13 protein-coding genes are annotated in these 17,969 nt (G+C 74.2%); 11 read left to right on the forward strand and 2 right to left on the reverse strand.

The genetic code is table 11. The features are described 5' to 3' along the window. Positions 1–83: 83 nt before the first annotated feature. Positions 84–3,701, reverse strand: coding sequence for a protein kinase domain-containing protein (locus WMF29_RS16620; protein WP_437329759.1), 3,618 nt, complete (start codon positions 3,699–3,701; stop codon positions 84–86). Between the two features lie 420 nt (positions 3,702–4,121). Here WMF29_RS16620 and WMF29_RS16625 point away from each other — a divergent pair, with 420 nt between their 5' ends. Beyond that, on the forward strand, positions 4,122–5,321 hold the full coding sequence (locus WMF29_RS16625) for an aminotransferase class V-fold PLP-dependent enzyme (protein WP_437329760.1): 1,200 nt from the start codon (positions 4,122–4,124) through the stop codon (positions 5,319–5,321). Positions 5,322–5,349: 28 nt separating this feature from the next. Here the strand turns inward: WMF29_RS16625 and WMF29_RS16630 are convergent, their stop codons facing one another. Then, positions 5,350–6,207, reverse strand: a complete 858-nt coding sequence (locus tag WMF29_RS16630; protein WP_437329761.1) for a metallophosphoesterase — start codon at positions 6,205–6,207, stop codon at positions 5,350–5,352. Positions 6,208–6,384: 177 nt separating this feature from the next. Here WMF29_RS16630 and WMF29_RS16635 point away from each other — a divergent pair, with 177 nt between their 5' ends. From WMF29_RS16635 to WMF29_RS16680, 10 genes are all read left to right on the forward strand, one after another. Beyond that, positions 6,385–8,133 (forward strand): phosphoenolpyruvate carboxykinase (GTP), encoded by a 1,749-nt coding sequence (locus WMF29_RS16635; RefSeq protein ID WP_437329762.1) that lies wholly within the window; start codon positions 6,385–6,387, stop codon positions 8,131–8,133. A 402-nt stretch (positions 8,134–8,535) separates the two neighbouring features. Next, positions 8,536–9,093, forward strand: a complete 558-nt coding sequence (locus WMF29_RS16640) for a GbsR/MarR family transcriptional regulator (protein ID WP_272098226.1) — start codon at positions 8,536–8,538, stop codon at positions 9,091–9,093. Positions 9,094–9,250: 157 nt separating this feature from the next. Next, positions 9,251–10,261: a polyprenyl synthetase family protein gene (locus tag WMF29_RS16645; protein WP_437329763.1), complete on the forward strand. Its 1,011-nt coding sequence runs from the start codon at positions 9,251–9,253 to the stop codon at positions 10,259–10,261. A gap of 71 nt (positions 10,262–10,332) precedes the next feature. Beyond that, entirely contained in the window at positions 10,333–11,607 is a 1,275-nt protein-coding gene (locus tag WMF29_RS16650) for a hydroxymethylglutaryl-CoA reductase, degradative (protein WP_437329764.1), read from the forward strand. Continuing rightward, positions 11,604–12,335 carry a bifunctional demethylmenaquinone methyltransferase/2-methoxy-6-polyprenyl-1,4-benzoquinol methylase UbiE gene (gene ubiE / locus WMF29_RS16655; RefSeq protein ID WP_437329765.1) on the forward strand — a complete coding sequence of 244 codons (732 nt, stop codon included), beginning with the start codon at positions 11,604–11,606 and terminating at the stop codon, positions 12,333–12,335. The genes WMF29_RS16650 and ubiE overlap by 4 nt, the downstream gene beginning before the upstream one ends. Before the next feature lie 33 nt (positions 12,336–12,368). Further along, on the forward strand, positions 12,369–14,213 hold the full coding sequence (gene menD, locus WMF29_RS16660; RefSeq protein WP_437329766.1) for a 2-succinyl-5-enolpyruvyl-6-hydroxy-3-cyclohexene-1-carboxylic-acid synthase: 1,845 nt from the start codon (positions 12,369–12,371) through the stop codon (positions 14,211–14,213). A 49-nt stretch (positions 14,214–14,262) separates the two neighbouring features. After that, on the forward strand, positions 14,263–14,403 hold the full coding sequence (locus WMF29_RS16665) for a hypothetical protein (RefSeq protein WP_437329767.1): 141 nt from the start codon (positions 14,263–14,265) through the stop codon (positions 14,401–14,403). Next, positions 14,400–15,335, forward strand: coding sequence for a 1,4-dihydroxy-2-naphthoate polyprenyltransferase (locus tag WMF29_RS16670; RefSeq protein WP_437329768.1), 936 nt, complete (start codon positions 14,400–14,402; stop codon positions 15,333–15,335). The genes WMF29_RS16665 and WMF29_RS16670 overlap by 4 nt, the downstream gene beginning before the upstream one ends. Before the next feature lie 5 nt (positions 15,336–15,340). After that, on the forward strand, positions 15,341–16,414 hold the full coding sequence (locus WMF29_RS16675) for a mandelate racemase/muconate lactonizing enzyme family protein (RefSeq protein WP_437329769.1): 1,074 nt from the start codon (positions 15,341–15,343) through the stop codon (positions 16,412–16,414). Beyond that, positions 16,402–17,961, forward strand: a complete 1,560-nt coding sequence (locus tag WMF29_RS16680; protein ID WP_437329770.1) for an AMP-binding protein — start codon at positions 16,402–16,404, stop codon at positions 17,959–17,961. The genes WMF29_RS16675 and WMF29_RS16680 overlap by 13 nt, the downstream gene beginning before the upstream one ends. The last annotated feature ends 8 nt before the right edge of the window (positions 17,962–17,969 follow it).

The raw sequence follows: 17,969 nt of genomic DNA on the forward strand, positions 1-17,969 counted from the left end.
GCGGCCCCCCCGAACGCGCCGCCGAGAAACAACCTACTGCTTAAAACCTTCTTTGGGCCGACAGGATTCAGAGGAAAAACGCATCAGGAATTTCCTGTATGGACTTTCCGAGGTCCACCAGCGTTGGGCCTGGCAGCCCGCTCGTCGTCGAGCGGCCATCTCAGGTCAGCGAGCTGACCGGTGATCCGCAGCAGCATCTCCCTCAAGGAGGAGGCGTTCGCGCGGTCGTTCGGGTTATGTCGTAAACAGGCATACATGAACGCCGCGATGTCGGCGGTCCTCGGATCGTCGGCGATGCGCTTGATCGGCGCAGGGAGCCCATCGTGCGTGACGTGCGCCGTGATGAGCGCGACCTCGGTGGGCGCGTCGAACAGCGTCTTGCCGGTGAGGATCTCGTAGGCGAGGCAGCCGAAGCTGTAGACGTCGGCGGTGAGCGGGGTCGGCGTGACCCCGGCGGGGACGACGCCCCAGATCTCCGGGGCGCCGTAGCAGCCGGTGGCGCAGCCGGGGCGGATGTGGCGGCCTGCGAGGCCGAAATCGACGAGCACGGGCTCGCGTCCCCCGCGCAGGATCACGTTGGTCGGCTTGATGTCGAGGTGCCCGACGCCGACGGCGTGCATGGCCTCCAGCCCGGCGAGGATGCCGTCGAGCAGCGCCACCGCGCTCCGGGAGGTGAGGCCTCGAGCGTCGAGCAGCTTGTCGCAGCGGATGCCCTCGATGAGCTCCATCACGAGGATCGGCTTGGGGCGGGCGCCCGCGTCGAACGTGACGAAGCGGGCGAGGTTCGGGTGATCGGGCAGCGAGAGCAGCGCGCCCGCCTCCTCCCGGAACAGGCGGAGGAAGTCGGCTTCCGAGACGCTCCTGGCCGCCGTGTGATCGTACTCCGGCACCTTGAGGGCGAACCGCTCCGCCGACGGATCGTGTCGCTCCTCGGTGCGGGTGACGACGAACACCGTCCCCAGCGAGCCGCCGCCGAGCTGGCGGTGCACGTAGAAGCCGCCCAGCGTGCGCCGGCTCGGAAGCCACGCGGGCAGCGGCTGCTCGGGCAGGGCGACCCCGCTCGGCGCGCTCGGCCGCCGGACCGGGAGCAGCAGGACGCGCGGCACGACGAGGGCGACCACATCGGCAAGCGCGCTCGGGATGCTCGCGCGCGCGGCCGAGACGAGCGCCTCGATCGGCGCGGCGACGCTCGGCTCCGCGTCGCCTTCGTCCTGCAGCGCGACCTCGATGGCGAGGCGCAGCGGCTCGGTCGCGCCGGAGGGCGCGGAGGCCGGGTGCTCCCCGCAGCGCCGGCGCGCGCCCGCGGTCAGCTGCGCGAGGCGCGTCAAGGCCTCCTCCAGGGCGGCGAGCGGCGAGGCGTCCACGTCGCCGTCGCCCGCGCCGGTCAGCGCGCTGAGCGCGCGGGCCGCGTTCAGCGCGCCGAGCGCGCGCGAGAGGCGGGCGAGCGCGCCCCGCACGATCTCCGTGCGCTGCGACGCGCCCGCAGGGAGCGCGGTGACGAGCGCCTCGAGGGCGGCGATGCGCTCGAGCGCCACGCGCGCGCGCTCGGCCTCGGCGAGCTCCGCGTCGAGGCCGCCTTGTCGGGTCGACCGGCGCGACGCCGGGGCGTCGCCCTCCGTCGCGCGCGCGCCGCCCTCGCGCCCGCCGCGCGCGAACCGCGCGTAGGCGCGCAGCAGCTGGGCGACGTCCGGGTGCATGCTCGCCTGGCCGAGCACGTCGAGGTCGTCGGGGTCGCCGCCGCGCATCGCCGCGTGCAAGAAGATGTCGGCCGCGTCGGCGGCGCCTTCGCGCACGAGCGCGTCGAGGCCGCGGGCGACCGAGGCGGCGATGGCGCGGCGGAGCGACGAGCCGCGCTCGGCGCGCAGCCGGTCGAGCAGCACGCTGATGGCGCCCGTCCAGCGGGCGAGCACCCGCGCCTTGAGCTCGGGCTCGCTGCCGAAATCGGTGCTCTCTCCGTCGATCAGGTGGATGAGCGCGCGCAGGTTGCGCTGGTGCACGGTGACGTGCAGGGGCGGCGAGGCGCTCGCCCGGGCGGCGGGACCCTCGGCGCGGAGCAGCCAGCGAGCGAGCCGCTCGTCGAGATTGTCCAGGGAGGCGACCCCGGTCGCGTCCTCGCTCGGCCGCCGGTTCAGGAGCAGGAGGCTCTTCAGCAGGCCGGAGCCGAGCAGCTCGGCGTCGAGCTCGCGCACGAGCCCCAGCGCGGCCCTGCGCGCCGCGGTGCTCTGCGCGTCGTCGTGCTCGCAGAGCTCGATCTCCTCGAGCGCGCCCACCACCTCGGTCGCCAGGGCGTAGGCCTCGAGCGCGCGGCCGTGCGCGTCGCGCGGGCCGGTCTCGACGAACGCCGCGACGGCGCTGTCGAGCGCGCCGCGCAGCAGCGCCACCCCGGCGCTGTCCATCGAGAGGTCGCGGTGGATGACGCGCGCGAGCGCCGCGAGCCCGTCGTCGCGGACGTGCGCGCTGGGCGGGGCCTCGAGCGCGTCCTCGAGCGCGCGGGCGCAGCGCGCCGCGGCGCGGGCGCCGAACGGCTCGCCGCGGCTCATCACGCCCCGGAGCTCGCGCCGGAGCTCGACGATCGCCTCGGCGGTCGCCATCGGGGAGGTGCGCGCGATCTCGTCGAGCAGCGCGTCGGCGGCCTCGGGCTCCGCGTCGGCCGCGACGGGGAGCCCCCAGGCCATCGCCGTGGCGATGCCCGGATCCGCGGCGAGCAGCGGGCTCCGGAGCAGCTCGATCGCGCGTCCGAGCGCGCCGTCCGGATCCACGGCGATGCTCGCGGCCAGCGACGCCGCGCCGCGCCGCCACTCGGTGGGGGAGAGATCCTGGGAGAGCAGCGCGCGCACCTCCTCGGCGAAGTCGGGCAGCACCCCGGCGAGCAGCCCGCGCGCCGCGGCCACGTGGCGCCACACGAGCGGCTCGCGATCGGCGAGGAGCGTCTGCCAGGCGAGCGCGATCCCGTCGGCGCTGCGGTCGAGGTCGCGCCGCCGCCCGTCGCCGACGTTGCGGAACAGCCGGAGCGGGAGGTCGTCGCCCTGCGTGGCCCGGCGGGTCGCCTCGCGGGCGGCGCGCTCGAGCAGGCGCGCGGCGAGGCGTCGCTCCGGGAGCGAGCCGGTCGATGGCGCGGCGATCCAGTCGCGCGACAGCTCGCGCCGCGAGGCGAGCAGGAGCGCGAGCGGTTCGACCGGGATGTCGGTGCCGGCGGGGAGCCAGAGCGAGAGCATCACGCGGGCGCGGATCCCTGCCCCGGACAGGCCGCGGGCCGAGCCGGCCGCCATGCGGGTCGCGAGGGCGACGAACGTCGCTGCGTTGCCGGCATAGAGCTGTCCCAGGACGCGCCTGCCCAGCTCGCGCCGCTCGGGCCCGAGCGGGAGCGCCCCGGCGATCTCGTAGAGCGCCACGCTCGCCGCGGCCGGCGCGAGCCAGCTCAGATCGTCGAGCAGCCCGTCGGCCATGGCGGTCTGGACGCTCCGGAGCAGGCCATCCGGGCTGAGGGAGTCGAGCGGGGTCGATCCATCGAGCGCGTCGACCAGGGCCAGCGAGGCGATCGTCTGCCGGAAGAGCGCGCGGCGGACGTTCGGGTCGTCGTGGGACGTGAGGTCGACGAGCCCTTCGAGGTATTCCGCGCGCGGTCGCATCGGCAGGTTGCGCAGTCTAGCGCGCCGACGCGCCGGCCCCCCTCCCACGCCGCGGCAATCCTCGCCCGCCATGGAACCTCCCACCTCGATCCGGAGCGCGTACCGCTCCACATGGCTCCGAGACAGCTACCTCCCCCTACGATGATCGGACCGGCCCGAGGCGCGCCCCCGCCGCGCGTTTCGCCTCCTCGCCCAGGCGAGCGCGTCGTGGCACGGCGAGGAGCCGGCCCCGTCGACGCTCGATCTCCCGCAGAAGCGCGTCCCCTCGCGTCCGGCCGCCTGGGCCGTCGGCGCGCGCGTGGGGCAGCGGCAGATGGCAGAGCGCTCCGGGCCGCTCTACGCGTTGAGGACGCAATCCACGCATCCTGCGCAAGGCACCGCACCGCACGGACCGGCTGGGTGGAAGTGAGCAGCGAAGTGGGTTAAGCGGCAGCGCTACGGGGCCTCGTCGCCCAGCGTGTCCGCCGGGCGTGCCTCGACTGAAGAGCTGGAATGCAAGGAGACGTGGAACAGGGCTTCTCTCTCGACCTCGACGCGTTCCGCGCGGCGTACTCGCGCTTCCTCGCGCCGGCCGGGGACGCGGCGCCGCGCATCCTGCTCACGGGGCACTCGCACCAGGCCTGGCCTGATGTGGCGCGCGACGCGCTCGCCGCATGCTTCGACGACGCCGCGCGGCTCGTCGACGGCAAGTGGGACGCCGCGGTGTTGCCCAGGCTCTCGGCGGTCGGCGCGGCGATCCTGGAGCGGATGGGCTTCGAGCGCGGCGACGCCATCGCCTTCGGCCAGAACACCCACGAGCTCGTCTACCGGCTGATCTCGTCGCTCCCGCGGCGCGAGCGGCTCCGGATCGTCACCACGCAGGGCGAGTTCCACTCGCTCAGGCGCCAGCTCGCCCGCCTCGCCGAGGACGGCGTCGAGATCGACTGGGTGGCCATCGAGCCGCGCCACGCGCTCGCCGACCGGCTGCTCGCGGCGCTCCGGCCGGGCACCTCGATGCTCGCGATCTCGGCCGTGCTCTTCGAGAGCGCGACGGTGGTGCCGCGGCTCGGCGAGATCGTCGCGCGCGCGGCCGAGATCGGCGCCGTCCCGCTCGTGGACGCCTACCACGCGTTCAACGTCGTCCCGCTCGCGTGGGGCAGCGCCGCGCCTCATGTCTTCGCTGTCGCGGGGGGCTACAAGTACGCGGCGATGGGCGAGGGGATCTGCTGGATGCGCGTCCCGCACGGCTGCGAGCTGCGTCCGGTCTTCACCGGCTGGTTCGCCGACTTCGGCTCGCTCGCGGGCAGCAGCGGGGGCGTCGCGTACGCGCCCGGGGGCGCGCGGTTCGCGGGCTCCACGTTCGACCCCTCCGCGATCTACCGCGCCGCCGCGGTGATCGCGCACTGGGATCGCTTCGGCCTCACCGTGCCGCGGCTGCGCGCGATATCGCTCCGGCAGACCGGGCGCATCCTCGGCGTCCTCGACGCCGCGGGCCGCGGCGGCGACGTCGTCTCGCCCCGCGAGCCCGAGCGCCGGGGCGGCTTCGTCGCCGTCCGCTCAGCGCGGGCGGGCGACGTCGTCGAGCGCCTCCGCGCCCGGCGCGTGCTCGTCGACGCCCGGCGTGACGTGCTGCGCATCGGCCCCGCGCCATACCTCACCGACGCCGAGATCGACCAGGGCGTCGCGGCCCTGGTCGAAGAGCTCGGTCGATAGCGCTCTGGCGAAGCTCTCGTCGGGACGCTCAGGGTTCGCTGTGGACGCGCGGCGCGTCGGGGTACAGCGACCGGAGCCCGCGCCAGGCGACGTCGGCCGCGCTCTCCGCGGGCTCGGCGAGATCCCATTCCAGGTAGAGCTTGTCGCCGTCGTAGCAACCGAAGCTCGTCGACAGGCAGAGCAGCGGCTCGCGCTCGGTGGCATACCCCTCGCGCGCGACGTCGTGCCCGTAGATCGCCACGCGAGCGTCCGGGTCGATCGCGCGGAGGAAGGCATAGGCGCGGTCGCTCGACGTGCTCCGCGCCCAGAGCAGCGCGCCGAGCGTCCCGTGCAGGCTCATCTCCGAGAGCGGTACGTCGAGGAACCCGTCGAGCGGGAGCCGATCGAGATCTTGCCGGCTCTGGATGCGGGCGTGCGGCGCCGCATGCAGCATGACCAGCCGGGCCGCGCGCGCGGCCGCCACGAACGGCCACCCGCGGAACCAGCTCCGCATCGCCAGCGTGTCCTCCGGGCCGAGGAGGTCTTCGAGCCGCAGCGCCTCGTCCGGGAAGAATTTGGCCACCACCGGACCTCCCACGTGCGCGTGCTCGTGATTTCCGAGCAGGTAGTGAACCCTGCCGGGGTGGCGTTCCGCGAGACTCCTCGCCTTTTTCAACAAGGTCACGGAATCGCCCCGGTAGAACGAGCCCAGGTAGTCGGGCCATTCACCTTCGTCGAGCTCGGGCCCGTGGACCAGGTCGCCCGTGATCACGAGGACCGCGCCGTCACGGCCGGTCGCCGCCCGCTCGAAGATCTCGGCGATTCGCTCGAAATCCGCGACATTGCCCTGTAAATCGGTGGCGACGATGAGTCTGCCCCGATCAGGGAGGTCGACGACACGCTGCACGTCTCCAGCATAGCCGAACGTCCCTGCGTTCGCCTCGCGTGAACTGAGCCCATCCGACGCGTGAACGCCGGCCGGCTGCCACGCCACGCCCTCTGCCAGAACATCCAGATTTGACGAAATACTACAATAGTACTGTGACTTGGCGGAGGTTCTCGCTCGGGCTAGGCTCGCAGTCGTATGCAAAACCGGAAACTTTCAGCGTGGGTGGACGAGGTCGCCCATCAGACGCGGCCTGATCGGGTCGTCTTCTGTGACGGCTCCGAGGCGGAGAACCGAACGCTGATCCAGGGGATGCTGAGCGACGGTACGCTCCTCGCGCTCGACGGGGAGAGATACCCCAACTGCTATCTTCACCGGAGCGACCCGACCGACGTCGCCCGGACTGAGCACCTCACGTTCATCTGCACTCGCGATAAGGAAGACGCGGGCCCGACGAACAACTGGATGTCGCCGGACGAGGCCTCGCAGCGGGTCGGACGGCTGTTTGACGGGGCGATGAAGGGGCGGACGATGTTCGTCGTCCCGTACCTGATGGGCCCAGTGGGATCGCCCTCCTCGAAGGTCGGAATCGAGATCACCGACAGCCCTTATGTCGTGGCGAGCATGCGGATCATGACCCGTATGGGCCGGGTCGCGCTCGATGCGCTGGGCAGCTCCGAGGACTTCTGCAGGGGGCTGCACTCGCTCGGGGACCTGAGCCCCGAGCGCCGCTTCGTCTGCCATTTCCCGGCGGAGCGGCTCATCTGGAGCGTCGGCTCCGGGTATGGGGGCAACGCGCTGCTCGGGAAGAAGTGTTTCGCGCTGCGCATCGCGAGCACGATGGCGCGCGACGAAGGGTGGCTCGCGGAGCACATGCTCATCCTCGGCTTGGAGGACCCGGGAGGGCGGGTGACGTACATCTGCGCGGCGTTCCCGAGCGCCTGCGGGAAGACGAACCTCGCCATGCTGGTGCCGCCGGCGTCCCAGAAGGGGTGGAAGGTGTGGACGGTCGGCGACGACATCGCCTGGCTGCGGATCGGCCGGGATGGCCGGCTCTGGGCGATCAACCCCGAGGCCGGCTTCTTCGGCGTGGCGCCGGGGACGAGCTCGAAGACGAACCCGAACGCCCTGGCGACGCTGGCCAGGAACTCGATCTTCACGAACGTGGCGCTCACGCCGGAGGGGACGCCGTGGTGGGAGGGCTTCGACGGTCCGGTGCCGCCGGTGCTCACCGACTGGAGGGGACGCCGATGGACGCCCGACAGCAAGGAGCCCGCGGCGCATCCCAACAGCCGGTTCACCGCGCCGGCCCGCCAGTGCCCGTCCATCTCGACGGAGTTCGAGGCCGCAGCGGGCGTGCCCATCTCGGCCATCGTCTTCGGCGGACGGCGCGCGCGCCTCGCGCCGCTCGTCTGCGAGGCGCGCGGCTGGGCTCACGGCGTCTATCTGGGCGCGACGATGGCCTCGGAGACGACCGCGGCGGCCACCGGGAAGGTCGGGGTCGTCCGCCGGGACCCGATGGCGATGCGCCCCTTCTGCGGATACAACATGGGCGATTACTTCGGGCACTGGATCGAGCTCGGCGAGAACCGCGCGGCGTTCCCGAAGATCTTCCACGTGAACTGGTTCCGGCAGAGCGAGGCGGGCGCGCTCCTCTGGCCAGGCTTCGGCGAGAACCTCCGCGTCCTCCGCTGGATCGTCGCGCGCGTGCGCGGGGAGGCGAAGGGGCGCGACACGGCGGTCGGGATCATGCCCGCGGACGGCGAGCTCGACACGAGCGGCCTCGGCGTGAACGACGAGGCGATGCGCGAGCTCTTCGCGATCGATCGCGACGCGTGGCTGGAGGAGGCGCGCGATCGCGAGGCGTTCCTGGAGTCGTTCGGCTCGCGCATGCCCGAGGCGCTGCTCCGGCAAAACCGGGATCTCATGGCCCGGATGCGCGCGTGAGCTAGCGCGGTCGAGAGCGGTTCAGACGCGGTTTACGCCTGATTCACGCCTGATTCACGCCTGACTCACGCCCGATCACGCCTGATTCACGCCACGCACCGCCGCGAGGCCCGGAACGGCCCCCGGCCGAAGGCTCGCGGAGCTGACGCGCGAGCCCTGCCCAGGAGCATCCCGGCGCTCGACGCCAGGCCGCGCGGGCGCGCGGCCCGGGAAGAGTGACGCGCGGGCGCGCGGCCGAGGAAGAGTGACGCGCCTGCGCGCGGCCGAGGAAGTGACGCGCGCGCCCGCGCCGGCCCAGGAACCGACCTGCCCGTCCGCGCTACATGGCGAGAACGGTCGGGAATGTCTTGACGCCGGCGCAAGTAGGCCCACACAGTTCTTTCAAAGAATTCTGAAACTTTCATGAGCCACGCAAGCGACATCCATCGCCAGGCGGAGCTGCTCGCGGCGGACGCGATCGGCGACGTCATCGAGCACTGGGGCTTCCGCCGGGTGCTCGGGCGGATCTGGACCGTCCTGTTCATCGAGGGCGGAGCCCTCGCCGCCGCCGAGATCGGTGAGCGGCTGCAGGTTTCCTCCGGCGCAATGAGTATGTCGCTGACAGAATTGCAAAGGTGGGGTGTAGTACGAAGAGTATGGAAACCGGGAGAGCGGAAGGAGTTCTTCGAGGCCGAGACGGACTTCTGGAAGATGATTTCCAAAGTGTTCGCCGAGCGCGAGCGGCTGATCGCCGACTCCGTGAGGGAGCGCCTCGAGCGGGCTTCGGCGCTGCTGGAAGGCCTGCCTCCGACCGAAGCCGCCCGGTTCAGCCTCGATCGGGTGGAGCGGCTCCTCTCGTTCGTGATCGTCGCGCAGGCGGCGCTCGACGGGTTCATCAAGAGCAGGACCGTGGATTTCTCGCGGTTCGGGGATCTGGTCCGGTTCCCCATCCGCGCCGTGCGTTCCCGGCGAGGCGCCTAGCGGGACCGTGATTTCGGAGAGCTCGACCGTCACGGGGGGCCCCGCGCGGTGCGGGGCGCAGCGTGCGCTCGTGCTTCCAGGTGGAGATGGGATGACTGCGACTACAACGTTTACTGGGACGGTCCAGCGGAGCGATGTCGTCTCGAGCCTCGGAGGCATGTGCGCTGGGCGAGGGCTCGACGCGCTCGCAGCGCGCCTCGCGGAGCTGAGGCGCCTGCTCGACGGGGACCTCGGCGACATCGAGCGCGAGATCGCGAAGGTCGGGCTGGACGGCGAGACGCCGGCGCACCGGAGCGCGCGGCACCTGCTCGGCCTGAACGGCAAGCGGCTGCGGCCCATCTGCGTCGCGCTGGCCTCCCACATCGGGAGCGGCTTCAACGACGCCGCGCGGACGTTCGCCGTGACGGTCGAGCTGGTCCACAACGCGACGCTGCTGCACGACGACGTCGTCGACCTCGGCGACCGCCGGCGCGGCGCGGACGCGGCGCGGGTCATCTACGGCAACGCCGCCTCGATCTTCGGCGGCGACTACCTCCTGCTCGACGCGCTCTCCAAGATCCAGGCGGTCGGCATGACCGACGTGCTCGAGCGGGTGCTCCTCGTGATCAAGGAGATGGTCGTCGCCGAGGCGCTCCAGCTCGCGTCGCGGGGCCGCGTGCGCACGAGCACGAGCGAGTACTTCCAGATCGTCGACGGCAAGACGGCGTCGCTGTTCCGCTGGGCGATGTTCGCAGGGGCGCGCGCGGGCGGCGTGAGCGAGCCGCTCTGCAAGGCGCTCGAGAGCTTCGGGACGAGCCTCGGGGTCGCGTTCCAGCTCGTCGACGACGTCCTCGACTTCGCGGGCGACCCGGAGGCGACCGGCAAGGCGCTGCTCACGGACCTGCGCGAGGGCAAGATGACGTACCCGCTGCTCCTCGCGATGGAGCGCGACCGCGAGCTCACGCCCGCCCTCGAGGCGCACTGCGCGTCGGAGGACACGGCCGTCGAGCCGGAGCTCGGCCGGCGCATCGCGCAGATCATGGTCGAGAAGCGCGTCGTGGACGACTGTCTCGAGCTCGCGTCCCGGCTCTGCGGGGACGCGGTGCGGAGCATCGAGCCGCTCCCGGAGAGCCCGGCGAAGGCGGCGCTGGAGGGGGTCGCGATGTCGACGCCCCGGCGGAGGCGGTGAGCGGCGATGACGAACCCCTGGATGCAGTGCGCGGAGCGCGCGCTCCTCTCGCGAACGCGCGGAGACACCCGATGAGCCAACACGTGTCCAGCCGGATCAGCGGCTTCTACAAGCGGTGCCTCGAGGAGCGGCTCAGCGCGATCCAGGCGCTCGGTCTGCTCGACGAGGAGGCGCTCGCGCACCTCGCCAGCGGGGGAGGGCTGCCGACGGCGGTGGCCGATCGGATGTGCGAGAACGTCATCGCGACGCACGCGCTCCCGCTCGGCTTGGCGCTGAACTTCCGCGTGAACCAGCGCGACGTGCTGGTGCCGATGGCGGTGGAGGAGCCGAGCGTCATCGCCGCAGCGTCGAACGCGGCGCGCATGGTCCGGCGGTCGGGCGGCTTCTCGGGCGAGGCGGACCCGCCGATCATGACCGCCCAGGTCCAGCTCGACGACGTGCCGGACGCGGAGGCGGCCGCGGGCCGGCTGGAGGCGGCCCGCGCGAGCCTGCTCGCGGCCGGGGACGCGGCCATCCCCAGGATGGTGGCGCGCGGCGGCGGCTGCCGCGATCTCGAGGTGCGCGTCCTCTCGGCGGAGCTCGGCGTGCTCGTCGTGCACCTCTACGTCGAGGTCGGCGACGCCATGGGAGCGAACCTCGTCGACACCGTGGCGGAGGCGGTGGCGCCGCTCGTGCAGCGCATCGCCGGCGGGACGCTGGGCCTGCGGATCCTCTCCAACCTGACCGTCCGCCGCCTCGTCCGGGTGACGGCCACCGTGACGGACGACGCGCTCGGGGGCGCGGACGTGGCGAGCGGCATCGCGCGGGCGAGCCGCTTCGCGGAGCTCGATCCGTACCGGGCGACGACCCACAACAAGGGCTTCATGAACGGGCTCGACGCGGCCGCGGTGGCGCTCGGGCAGGACTTCCGCGCCATCGAGGCGGGCGCGCACGCGTACGCGTCGCTCGGCGGCCGGTACCGGCCGCTCAGCACGTGGGAGCGCATCCCCGACGGGCTCGTGGGGCGCGCGGAGCTGCCGCTCGCCGTCGGCACGGTGGGCGGCGCGACCGAGGTGCACGCCGGCGTGCGCGCCGCGCTGCAGCTCGTGGGCGCGAAGAGCGCGCGCGAGCTCGCGGTGGTGCTGGCGTCCGTCGGGCTGGCGTCCAACCTGGCGGCGCTGCGCGCGCTCGCGAGCGAGGGCATCCAGCGAGGCCACATGCGGCTCCACGAGCGGAAGCGCGCGCTCGGCGTCACGTCCACAGCGGGCGGGGAGGCCGCCGGGCCGGCGTCCGGTGAAGGCAAGCGGTTCGCCGCAGAGCGAGCCGAGGCGCCGCGCGCGGCGCACCAGGCGGGAGGCGGGACATGAGCGACGCGAGCCAGGATCAGGCGCCGCGCGGCGGGCGCCGCTTCGGCACGGGCGAGATGTTCGACGGCATCGCCGAGCGGTACGACCTCCTGAACCGGGTCATCTCGCTGGGGCTCGATCAGGGCTGGCGGCGGCGCGCGGTGCGCTCGCTCGAGCTCTCGCCCGGCGCGACGGTGCTCGACCTGGCGACGGGCACCGCCGATCTCGCGATCGCGATCGCGCGGGAGCACGACGTGCGGGTCATCGGGGTCGATCCGTCGCAGGGGATGCTCGGCGTCGGCCGCCGGAAGGTGGAGGCCGCGGGGCTCGCCGGGCGGATCGATCTCGAGGTCGGCGACGCGCAGCAGCTCGGGCTCGGCGACGCGAGCGTCGACGCCATCTCGATGGCGTTCGGGATCCGCAACGTCCCGGATCGCGCGCGGGCGCTTCGCGAGATGGCGCGCGTCACGCGGCCCGGGGGGCGCATCGCGATCCTCGAGCTCAGCGAGCCGCGCAGCGGGCTCATGGGCAAGCTCGCGCGCTTCCACATCCACACGGTCGTGCCGTACGTGGGCGGCGCGATCTCGGGCAAGGACGAGTACCGGTACCTGCAGGACTCGATCGCGAGGTTCCCGCCGCCGGACGAGTTCGCGGAGCTGATGCGCGAGGCGGGGCTGCGCGTGCTCCGCGTGGAGCCGCTCACGATGGGCGTCGTGTGCCTCTTCGTCGCGACGCCCGAGGGGGCCTGACGTGCGCGCGAGAGAGGGCCTCGGGGGGCGGTGATGGGCGGGTCGAACCTCCACTCTGCCTGGGCGCAGCTGTTCGTCCGCGCGCTCGCGCAGGCCGGGGTGCGCGACGTGGTCCTCTGCCCCGGCTCGCGCTCCACGCCGCTCGCGATCGCGGCGATGGAGAGCGAGGAGGTGCGCTGCCAGAGCGTCATCGACGAGCGCGCCGCCGCGTTCTTCGCGCTCGGGCAGGCGCGCGTCACCGGCCGGCCCAGCGTCTTCGTCTGCACCTCGGGCACCGCCGGCGCGCACGCGCTCCCGGCGATCATCGAGGCGCACCAGAGCTTCACCCCGTTCATCGCCATCACGGCCGACCGCCCGTGGGAGCTCGCCGACGCCGCGGCCTCGCAGACCGTCGATCAGACCAAGCTCTTCGGCGACCACGTCCGTCACTTCGCCGAGCTCGGGCTGCCGGATCCGTCGCCCCTCGCGATGCGCGCGGCGGCGCGCATCGCGGCCCAGGCGGTCACGCGCGCGCTCTCGCCGACGCCGGGCCCGGTCCACATCAACGCGCGCTTCCGCAAGCCGCTCGAGCCGGTCGACGCGGCCGGGCCCGAGCCATGGCAGGCGGAGTGGGAGGCGCTGATGCGCCGCGGCGGCACGCGGGTCGTGTCGGCCCGCGCCGGGGTCGATGGGCGCGCGATCGAGGAGATCGCCGCGCGCTGCGCGCGCGCGGAGCGGGGGCTCATCGTGTGTGGCCCCGCCCAGAGCCGAGAGGACGACGCGCGCGCGCGCCGCGCGGTGCTCGCGCTCTCGCGCGCGACAGGCTTCCCGGTGCTCGCCGAGGGCACGAGCCAGATCTGCTTCGGCGGCCTCGCCGAGGGCGTCGTGATGCCGGCGTCGTTCGATTCGTTCCTCCGCGCGCCCGAGTTCCGCGCGGCGAACGCGCCCGACCTCATCCTCGAGCTCGGCGCCCCGCCGACATCGGCCGGGTACGCGACCTACATCGCCGAGCACGCGAGCGCCCGCCGCGTCGTCGTCTCCTCGCACGGCTGGAACGACCCGACGAGCGCCGCGGCCGCCCTCGTCATGGGCGAGCCCGTGGAGGTGTGCGAGGCGCTCGCGGCGCGCCTCGCCGGGGCGGCGCTGAGCCTGGGGCGCGGGCGGCGGGACTGGGCGGCGACGTTCGCGCGCGCCGGCGAGATCGCGGCGGCGCACGCCGCGCGCGCTTGCGCCGGGGACGAGCTGACGGAGGGCGCCGTCGCCCGGATGGTGGCCAGCGCGTGCCCGGCAGGCTCGCTGCTCGCGATCGGCAACAGCATGCCGGTGCGCGATCTCGACACGTACTGCCCGCCGTCGGCGCGCGCGCTGCGCGTGCTGCACCAGCGCGGGGCGAGCGGGATCGACGGCCTGGTGTCGGGGGCGGCCGGCGCCCGCGTGGCCGCCGCCGCGCCGGTCACGTTGCTGCTCGGCGATCTCAGCCTGCTGCACGATCTGACCGGGCTGCTCCTCGCGGCGAAGGCGGCGGGCGACGGCCGAGCGCCGCTCGTCATCGTGGTGGTCCAGAACGACGGCGGCCGCATCTTCGAGCACCTCCCCATCGCCAGGCGCGGCGCCGAGCTGCTCGAGCGCTGCTTCACCATGCCGCAGCACCTCGATTTCGCGCCCGCGGCGGCGATGTTCGGGCTCGCCTACGAGCGCGCCGGGACCGCCGGGGATCTCGCCCGCGCGCTCGCCGCTGCGTACCAGCGGATGGGCGCGACGCTGATCGAGGCGGTCGTGCCGCCCCACGACGGCGCCGCCCGCGTGGCGCGGCTCTGGTCCGACGTCCGTCGCGACGTCGCAGCCCTTGTCAGCGCGCCGGCCGCGGAGGGGGCGGCGGCCGATCTGCAGTCTCCATGAGCGGCGCGCGCGCCGAGAACCCCGAGCTTGCCGAGAGGGATCCACGATCATGAGCCAGGTCAACGCGAACACGAGTCCCGCACCCGACGACGTCGCGCGCGGCGCGTCCGGCGAGGACGCCGCGCAGCGCGGGAGCGCTCGCGCCGCCGCGGGAGCGCGCGGGCTCCGCGAGGCGGGGAGGGGATCGTGAGCGCCGCGGCGGCTCCTCAGGCGGCGGGCGCGGCGGCCGCGGGGGGCGTGCGCCCCGGCTCGCTCCGGGCGTGGCTCCTCGCGTCCCGGCCGGCGACGCTCACCGCGGCGCTCGCGCCGGTCATGGTCGGGACGGCCGTCGCCTACGCGCTCGGCGGGATGCGGCTCGGCCCGGCGCTCTCGGCGCTCGCGGGCGCGATGCTCATCCAGATCGCGACGAACTTCGCGAACGACGTCTTCGATCACGAGAAGGGGGCCGACACGCACGAGCGGCTCGGCCCCACGCGCGCCGTGCAGGCGGGGCTGCTCACCCCGCGCCAGGTGCGCGCCGGGCTGCTCGTCACGATCGCGCTCACGCTGCCGTTCGGGGTGTACCTGGCGTTCGTGGGCGGGTGGCCCATCGTGGTGATCGGCGTCGTCTCGATCCTCGCTGGCGTCGCGTACACCGGCGGGCCGTACCCGCTCGGCTATCACGGCCTCGGCGACCTCTTCGTGTTCGTGTTCTTCGGCCTCGTCGCCGTCTGCGGTACGGCGTTCGTCCAGCTCGGCTCGGTGCCCCCGCTCGCGTGGGCGGCGGCCGTGCCGATCGGCGCCATCGCCACCGCCGTGCTCGTCGTCAACAACGTCCGCGATCGCGAGACGGACGTCGTCGCCGGCAAGCGCACGCTCGCCGTCCGGCTCGGGCGCCGCGCGGGCGTCATCGAATACGCGATGCTCTTCGCCGTCGCCTACGCGGTGCCGGTCGCGCTCGCGGTCGGCGAGGGCCGGCGGTGGACGCTCCTCGTGTTCGCGACGTTCCCTCGCGCGGTGCGCCTGCTCCGGGTGCTGGCGACGACCGACGGCCGGCCGCTCAACGAGTGCCTCGCCGGGACGGCGAAGCTGCTGCTCGCCTACGCGCTGCTCTTCTCGCTCGGCCTCGCGGCCCAGCTGTAGGGATCATGCGCGTCGTCGATGCCCGCCTCGCGTCCCGGATCCTCGATGGCGCGCGCCGGGGCCTCGTGCTGTCGCTCACCGACGACGAGGGGCGCGTCGGCCTGGGCGAGGCCACGCCGCTCCCCGGCTTCTCGCCCGACACGGCCGACGAAGACGAGCGCGCGCTCGCCGAGCTGCCGGGGGCGCTCGGCGCGCTCGACCCGCCGGCCGAGGGCGCGACACCGACGGCCGCGGCGTCCGCGATCCTGCGCGCGCTCGCGCCGTTGTCATCGCGGCTGCGCCATCTCCCGGCGGCGCGCTTCGCCCTGGAGACGGCGCTGCTCGATCTGCTGGGCCAGCGCCTCGGCCTCTCGATGTCGGCGTGCCTCGGCGGACACGGGCGCTACGCCGACGTCCAGGTCAACGGCCTGCTCACGACCTCGGTGGCGCTGCCAGAGATGCTCGAGCGCGCTCGCGCGCTCGCCGCGCGCGGCGTCCGCGCGATCAAGGTGAAGCTCCGCTCGCGCGGGGAGGACGGCTTCGCGCGCGACCTCGAGGCGCTGCGCGCGCTGCGGCGGGAACACCCGGGCGTCGAGCTCCGGCTCGACGCGAACGCGGCATGGTCGCTCGACGAGGCGCCGCGTCGGCTCGCGCTCCTCGCGCCGCTCGGCCCGCGCTTCGTCGAGCAGCCGGTCGCGCCGGAGCTCCTCCATCACCTCGGCGCGCGCGAGGTCCCGTGGGCGGCCGACGAGTCGCTCGCGGTCGAGGGCATGCCGGAGCGCCTGCTCGAAGCGGAAGGCTGCGCTGCGTTCATCCTGAAGCCGGCGATGCTCGGCCTGCTGCGCGCCTACGCGCTCGGCTGCAGGGCGCAGGCGCGCGGCATCGACGCCGTGGTGACGCACCTCTTCGACGGGCCCATCGCGCTCGCCGCCTCGTGCGAGCTCGCGCTCGCCTTGCCGCGCCCGCCGCTCGCGTGCGGCCTCGACGCGCACGCCGGCCTGGAGGCGTGGCCCGCGATCCGGATCCCGCAGCTCCGCGAGGGCGGCCTGGTCGCGGCCAGCGATCGGCCCGGCCTCGGCATCGGGCCATGGACGGGCTGAGCCTCCTCGATGCCGCGCGCGATCCGGCGATCGCCGCCCGGACAGCGATCGTCCACGGCGGCGCCGAGGACGACGCGCAGCGCGCGATCGACGTCCCCGCCCTCGGCGTCGGCCCCGGCGGCGCTCTCCGTTTCGGCGAGCTGGCGCCCGCGGTCGTGGCCGTGAGCGCCCGGCTCGCCCGCGCGGGGGTAGGGCCGGGAGCCCGCGTGGCGCTCGTCGCCCCGAACGCGCTCGGGACCGTGGTCGTCATCCACGCGCTGCTCGCGCTCGGCGCCGTGCTCGTCCCGATCCACCCCCGGCTCACGGCCGGCGAGGCGGGCCTCCTGGTCGACGACGCGCGCCCCGACCTCGTTCTGCGCGAGCCGGCGCTCGCCGCCCTGCTCGACGACGCCGCGCCGGAGATCGGCGCGCTCCGCGAGCGCGGGGCGCGCGCCGCCGAGGCCGCGCGCGTCCCGCCGCCGGATCCATCCGGCGATCTGGCGATCGTCTACACGTCGGGCACCACCGGGCGTCCCAAGGGCGCGGTGCTCTCGCGCCGGGCGTTCCTCGCCGCCGCCGAGGGGAGCGCGGCCAACCTCGGCGTGCGCGACGACGATCGCTGGCTGCTCTGCCTTCCGCTCTGCCACGTCGGTGGCCTCTCGATCGTGACCCGCTGCTTGCTCGCGCGGCGCGCTGTCATCCTAGCGCCGCGCTTCGAGCCCGCCTCGGTGCTCGCCTCGATCGTCCGAGACCGCGCGACGTTGCTGTCCGTGGTGCCGACGATGCTGCTCGCGCTGCTGGAGGCCGATCGCGACAACGTCCTCGCCCGGCTCCGCGCGGTGCTCGTCGGCGGCGCGGGCGCTCCGGAGCGGGCGCTCGACGAGTGCGCGCGCCGCGGGGTCCCCGCGCTCACCACGTACGGCCTCACCGAGGCCTGCTCGCAGGTCACCGCGCAGCGCCCGCGCGACCCGCGCGCGAGGGAGCCGGGCTCCGGCTCCCCGATCGCCGGCGTCGAGCTTCGCATCGAGGGCGCCGGCAGCGACGGCGTGGGCCGCATCGAGATCCGCGGCCCGGTGCTGTTCCGGGGTTACTACCGCGGCCCCGACCGCGCGCCGGAGCTCGCGGTCGACGGCGCCGGGTGGTTCGGCACCGGCGATCTCGGCGCGCTCGACTCCGCCGGGCGGCTGCACGTCGCGGCGCGCCGCAGCGATCTCATCGTGACCGGCGGCGAGAACGTCTACCCCGCCGAGGTGGAGCAGGTCCTGGCGTCCTGCGCGGGCGTCGCCGGCGCCGTGGTGTTCGGCGTGCCTGACGAGCGCTGGGGCCAGGTCGTCGCCGCGGCGATCGTCCCGGATCAGGGCGTGCCCGGCGCGACGGGCGGCGCCGCGCCCTCGCCCGCATTGCTCGGCGACCTCGCGGCCGTCGTCGCGGCGCGGCTCGCCCCGCACAAGCGCCCGCGGCGCCTCTGCGCCGTCGCGGCGCTGCCGCTCACCGCGGCCGGCAAGCTCGATCGCGCCGGCGCGGCGGCGCAGCTCGCGGCTGCGCTCGCCCCGTTCCCGCCGCGCTAGCGCCCGGC

Origin of the sequence: Sorangium sp. So ce381 (genome assembly GCF_051473845.1) — a bacterium.
Taxonomy (GTDB): domain Bacteria; phylum Myxococcota_A; class Polyangia; order Polyangiales; family Polyangiaceae; genus Sorangium; species Sorangium atrum.

Excerpts from the sequence above, each read along its gene's own strand:
- WMF29_RS16620 (WP_437329759.1), bottom strand. The coding sequence starts at position 3,701 with ATGGCGGGCGAGGATTGCCGCGGCGTGGGAGGGGGGCCGGCGCGTCGG.
- WMF29_RS16625 (WP_437329760.1), top strand. The coding sequence starts at position 4,122 with ATGCAAGGAGACGTGGAACAGGGCTTCTCTCTCGACCTCGACGCGTTC.
- WMF29_RS16635 (WP_437329762.1), top strand. The coding sequence starts at position 6,385 with ATGCAAAACCGGAAACTTTCAGCGTGGGTGGACGAGGTCGCCCATCAG.
- WMF29_RS16640 (WP_272098226.1), top strand. The coding sequence starts at position 8,536 with ATGAGCCACGCAAGCGACATCCATCGCCAGGCGGAGCTGCTCGCGGCG.
- WMF29_RS16645 (WP_437329763.1), top strand. The coding sequence starts at position 9,251 with ATGTGCGCTGGGCGAGGGCTCGACGCGCTCGCAGCGCGCCTCGCGGAG.
- WMF29_RS16650 (WP_437329764.1), top strand. The coding sequence starts at position 10,333 with ATGAGCCAACACGTGTCCAGCCGGATCAGCGGCTTCTACAAGCGGTGC.
- ubiE (WP_437329765.1), top strand. The coding sequence starts at position 11,604 with ATGAGCGACGCGAGCCAGGATCAGGCGCCGCGCGGCGGGCGCCGCTTC.
- menD (WP_437329766.1), top strand. The coding sequence starts at position 12,369 with ATGGGCGGGTCGAACCTCCACTCTGCCTGGGCGCAGCTGTTCGTCCGC.
- WMF29_RS16665 (WP_437329767.1), top strand. The coding sequence starts at position 14,263 with ATGAGCCAGGTCAACGCGAACACGAGTCCCGCACCCGACGACGTCGCG.
- WMF29_RS16675 (WP_437329769.1), top strand. The coding sequence starts at position 15,341 with ATGCGCGTCGTCGATGCCCGCCTCGCGTCCCGGATCCTCGATGGCGCG.
- WMF29_RS16680 (WP_437329770.1), top strand. The coding sequence starts at position 16,402 with ATGGACGGGCTGAGCCTCCTCGATGCCGCGCGCGATCCGGCGATCGCC.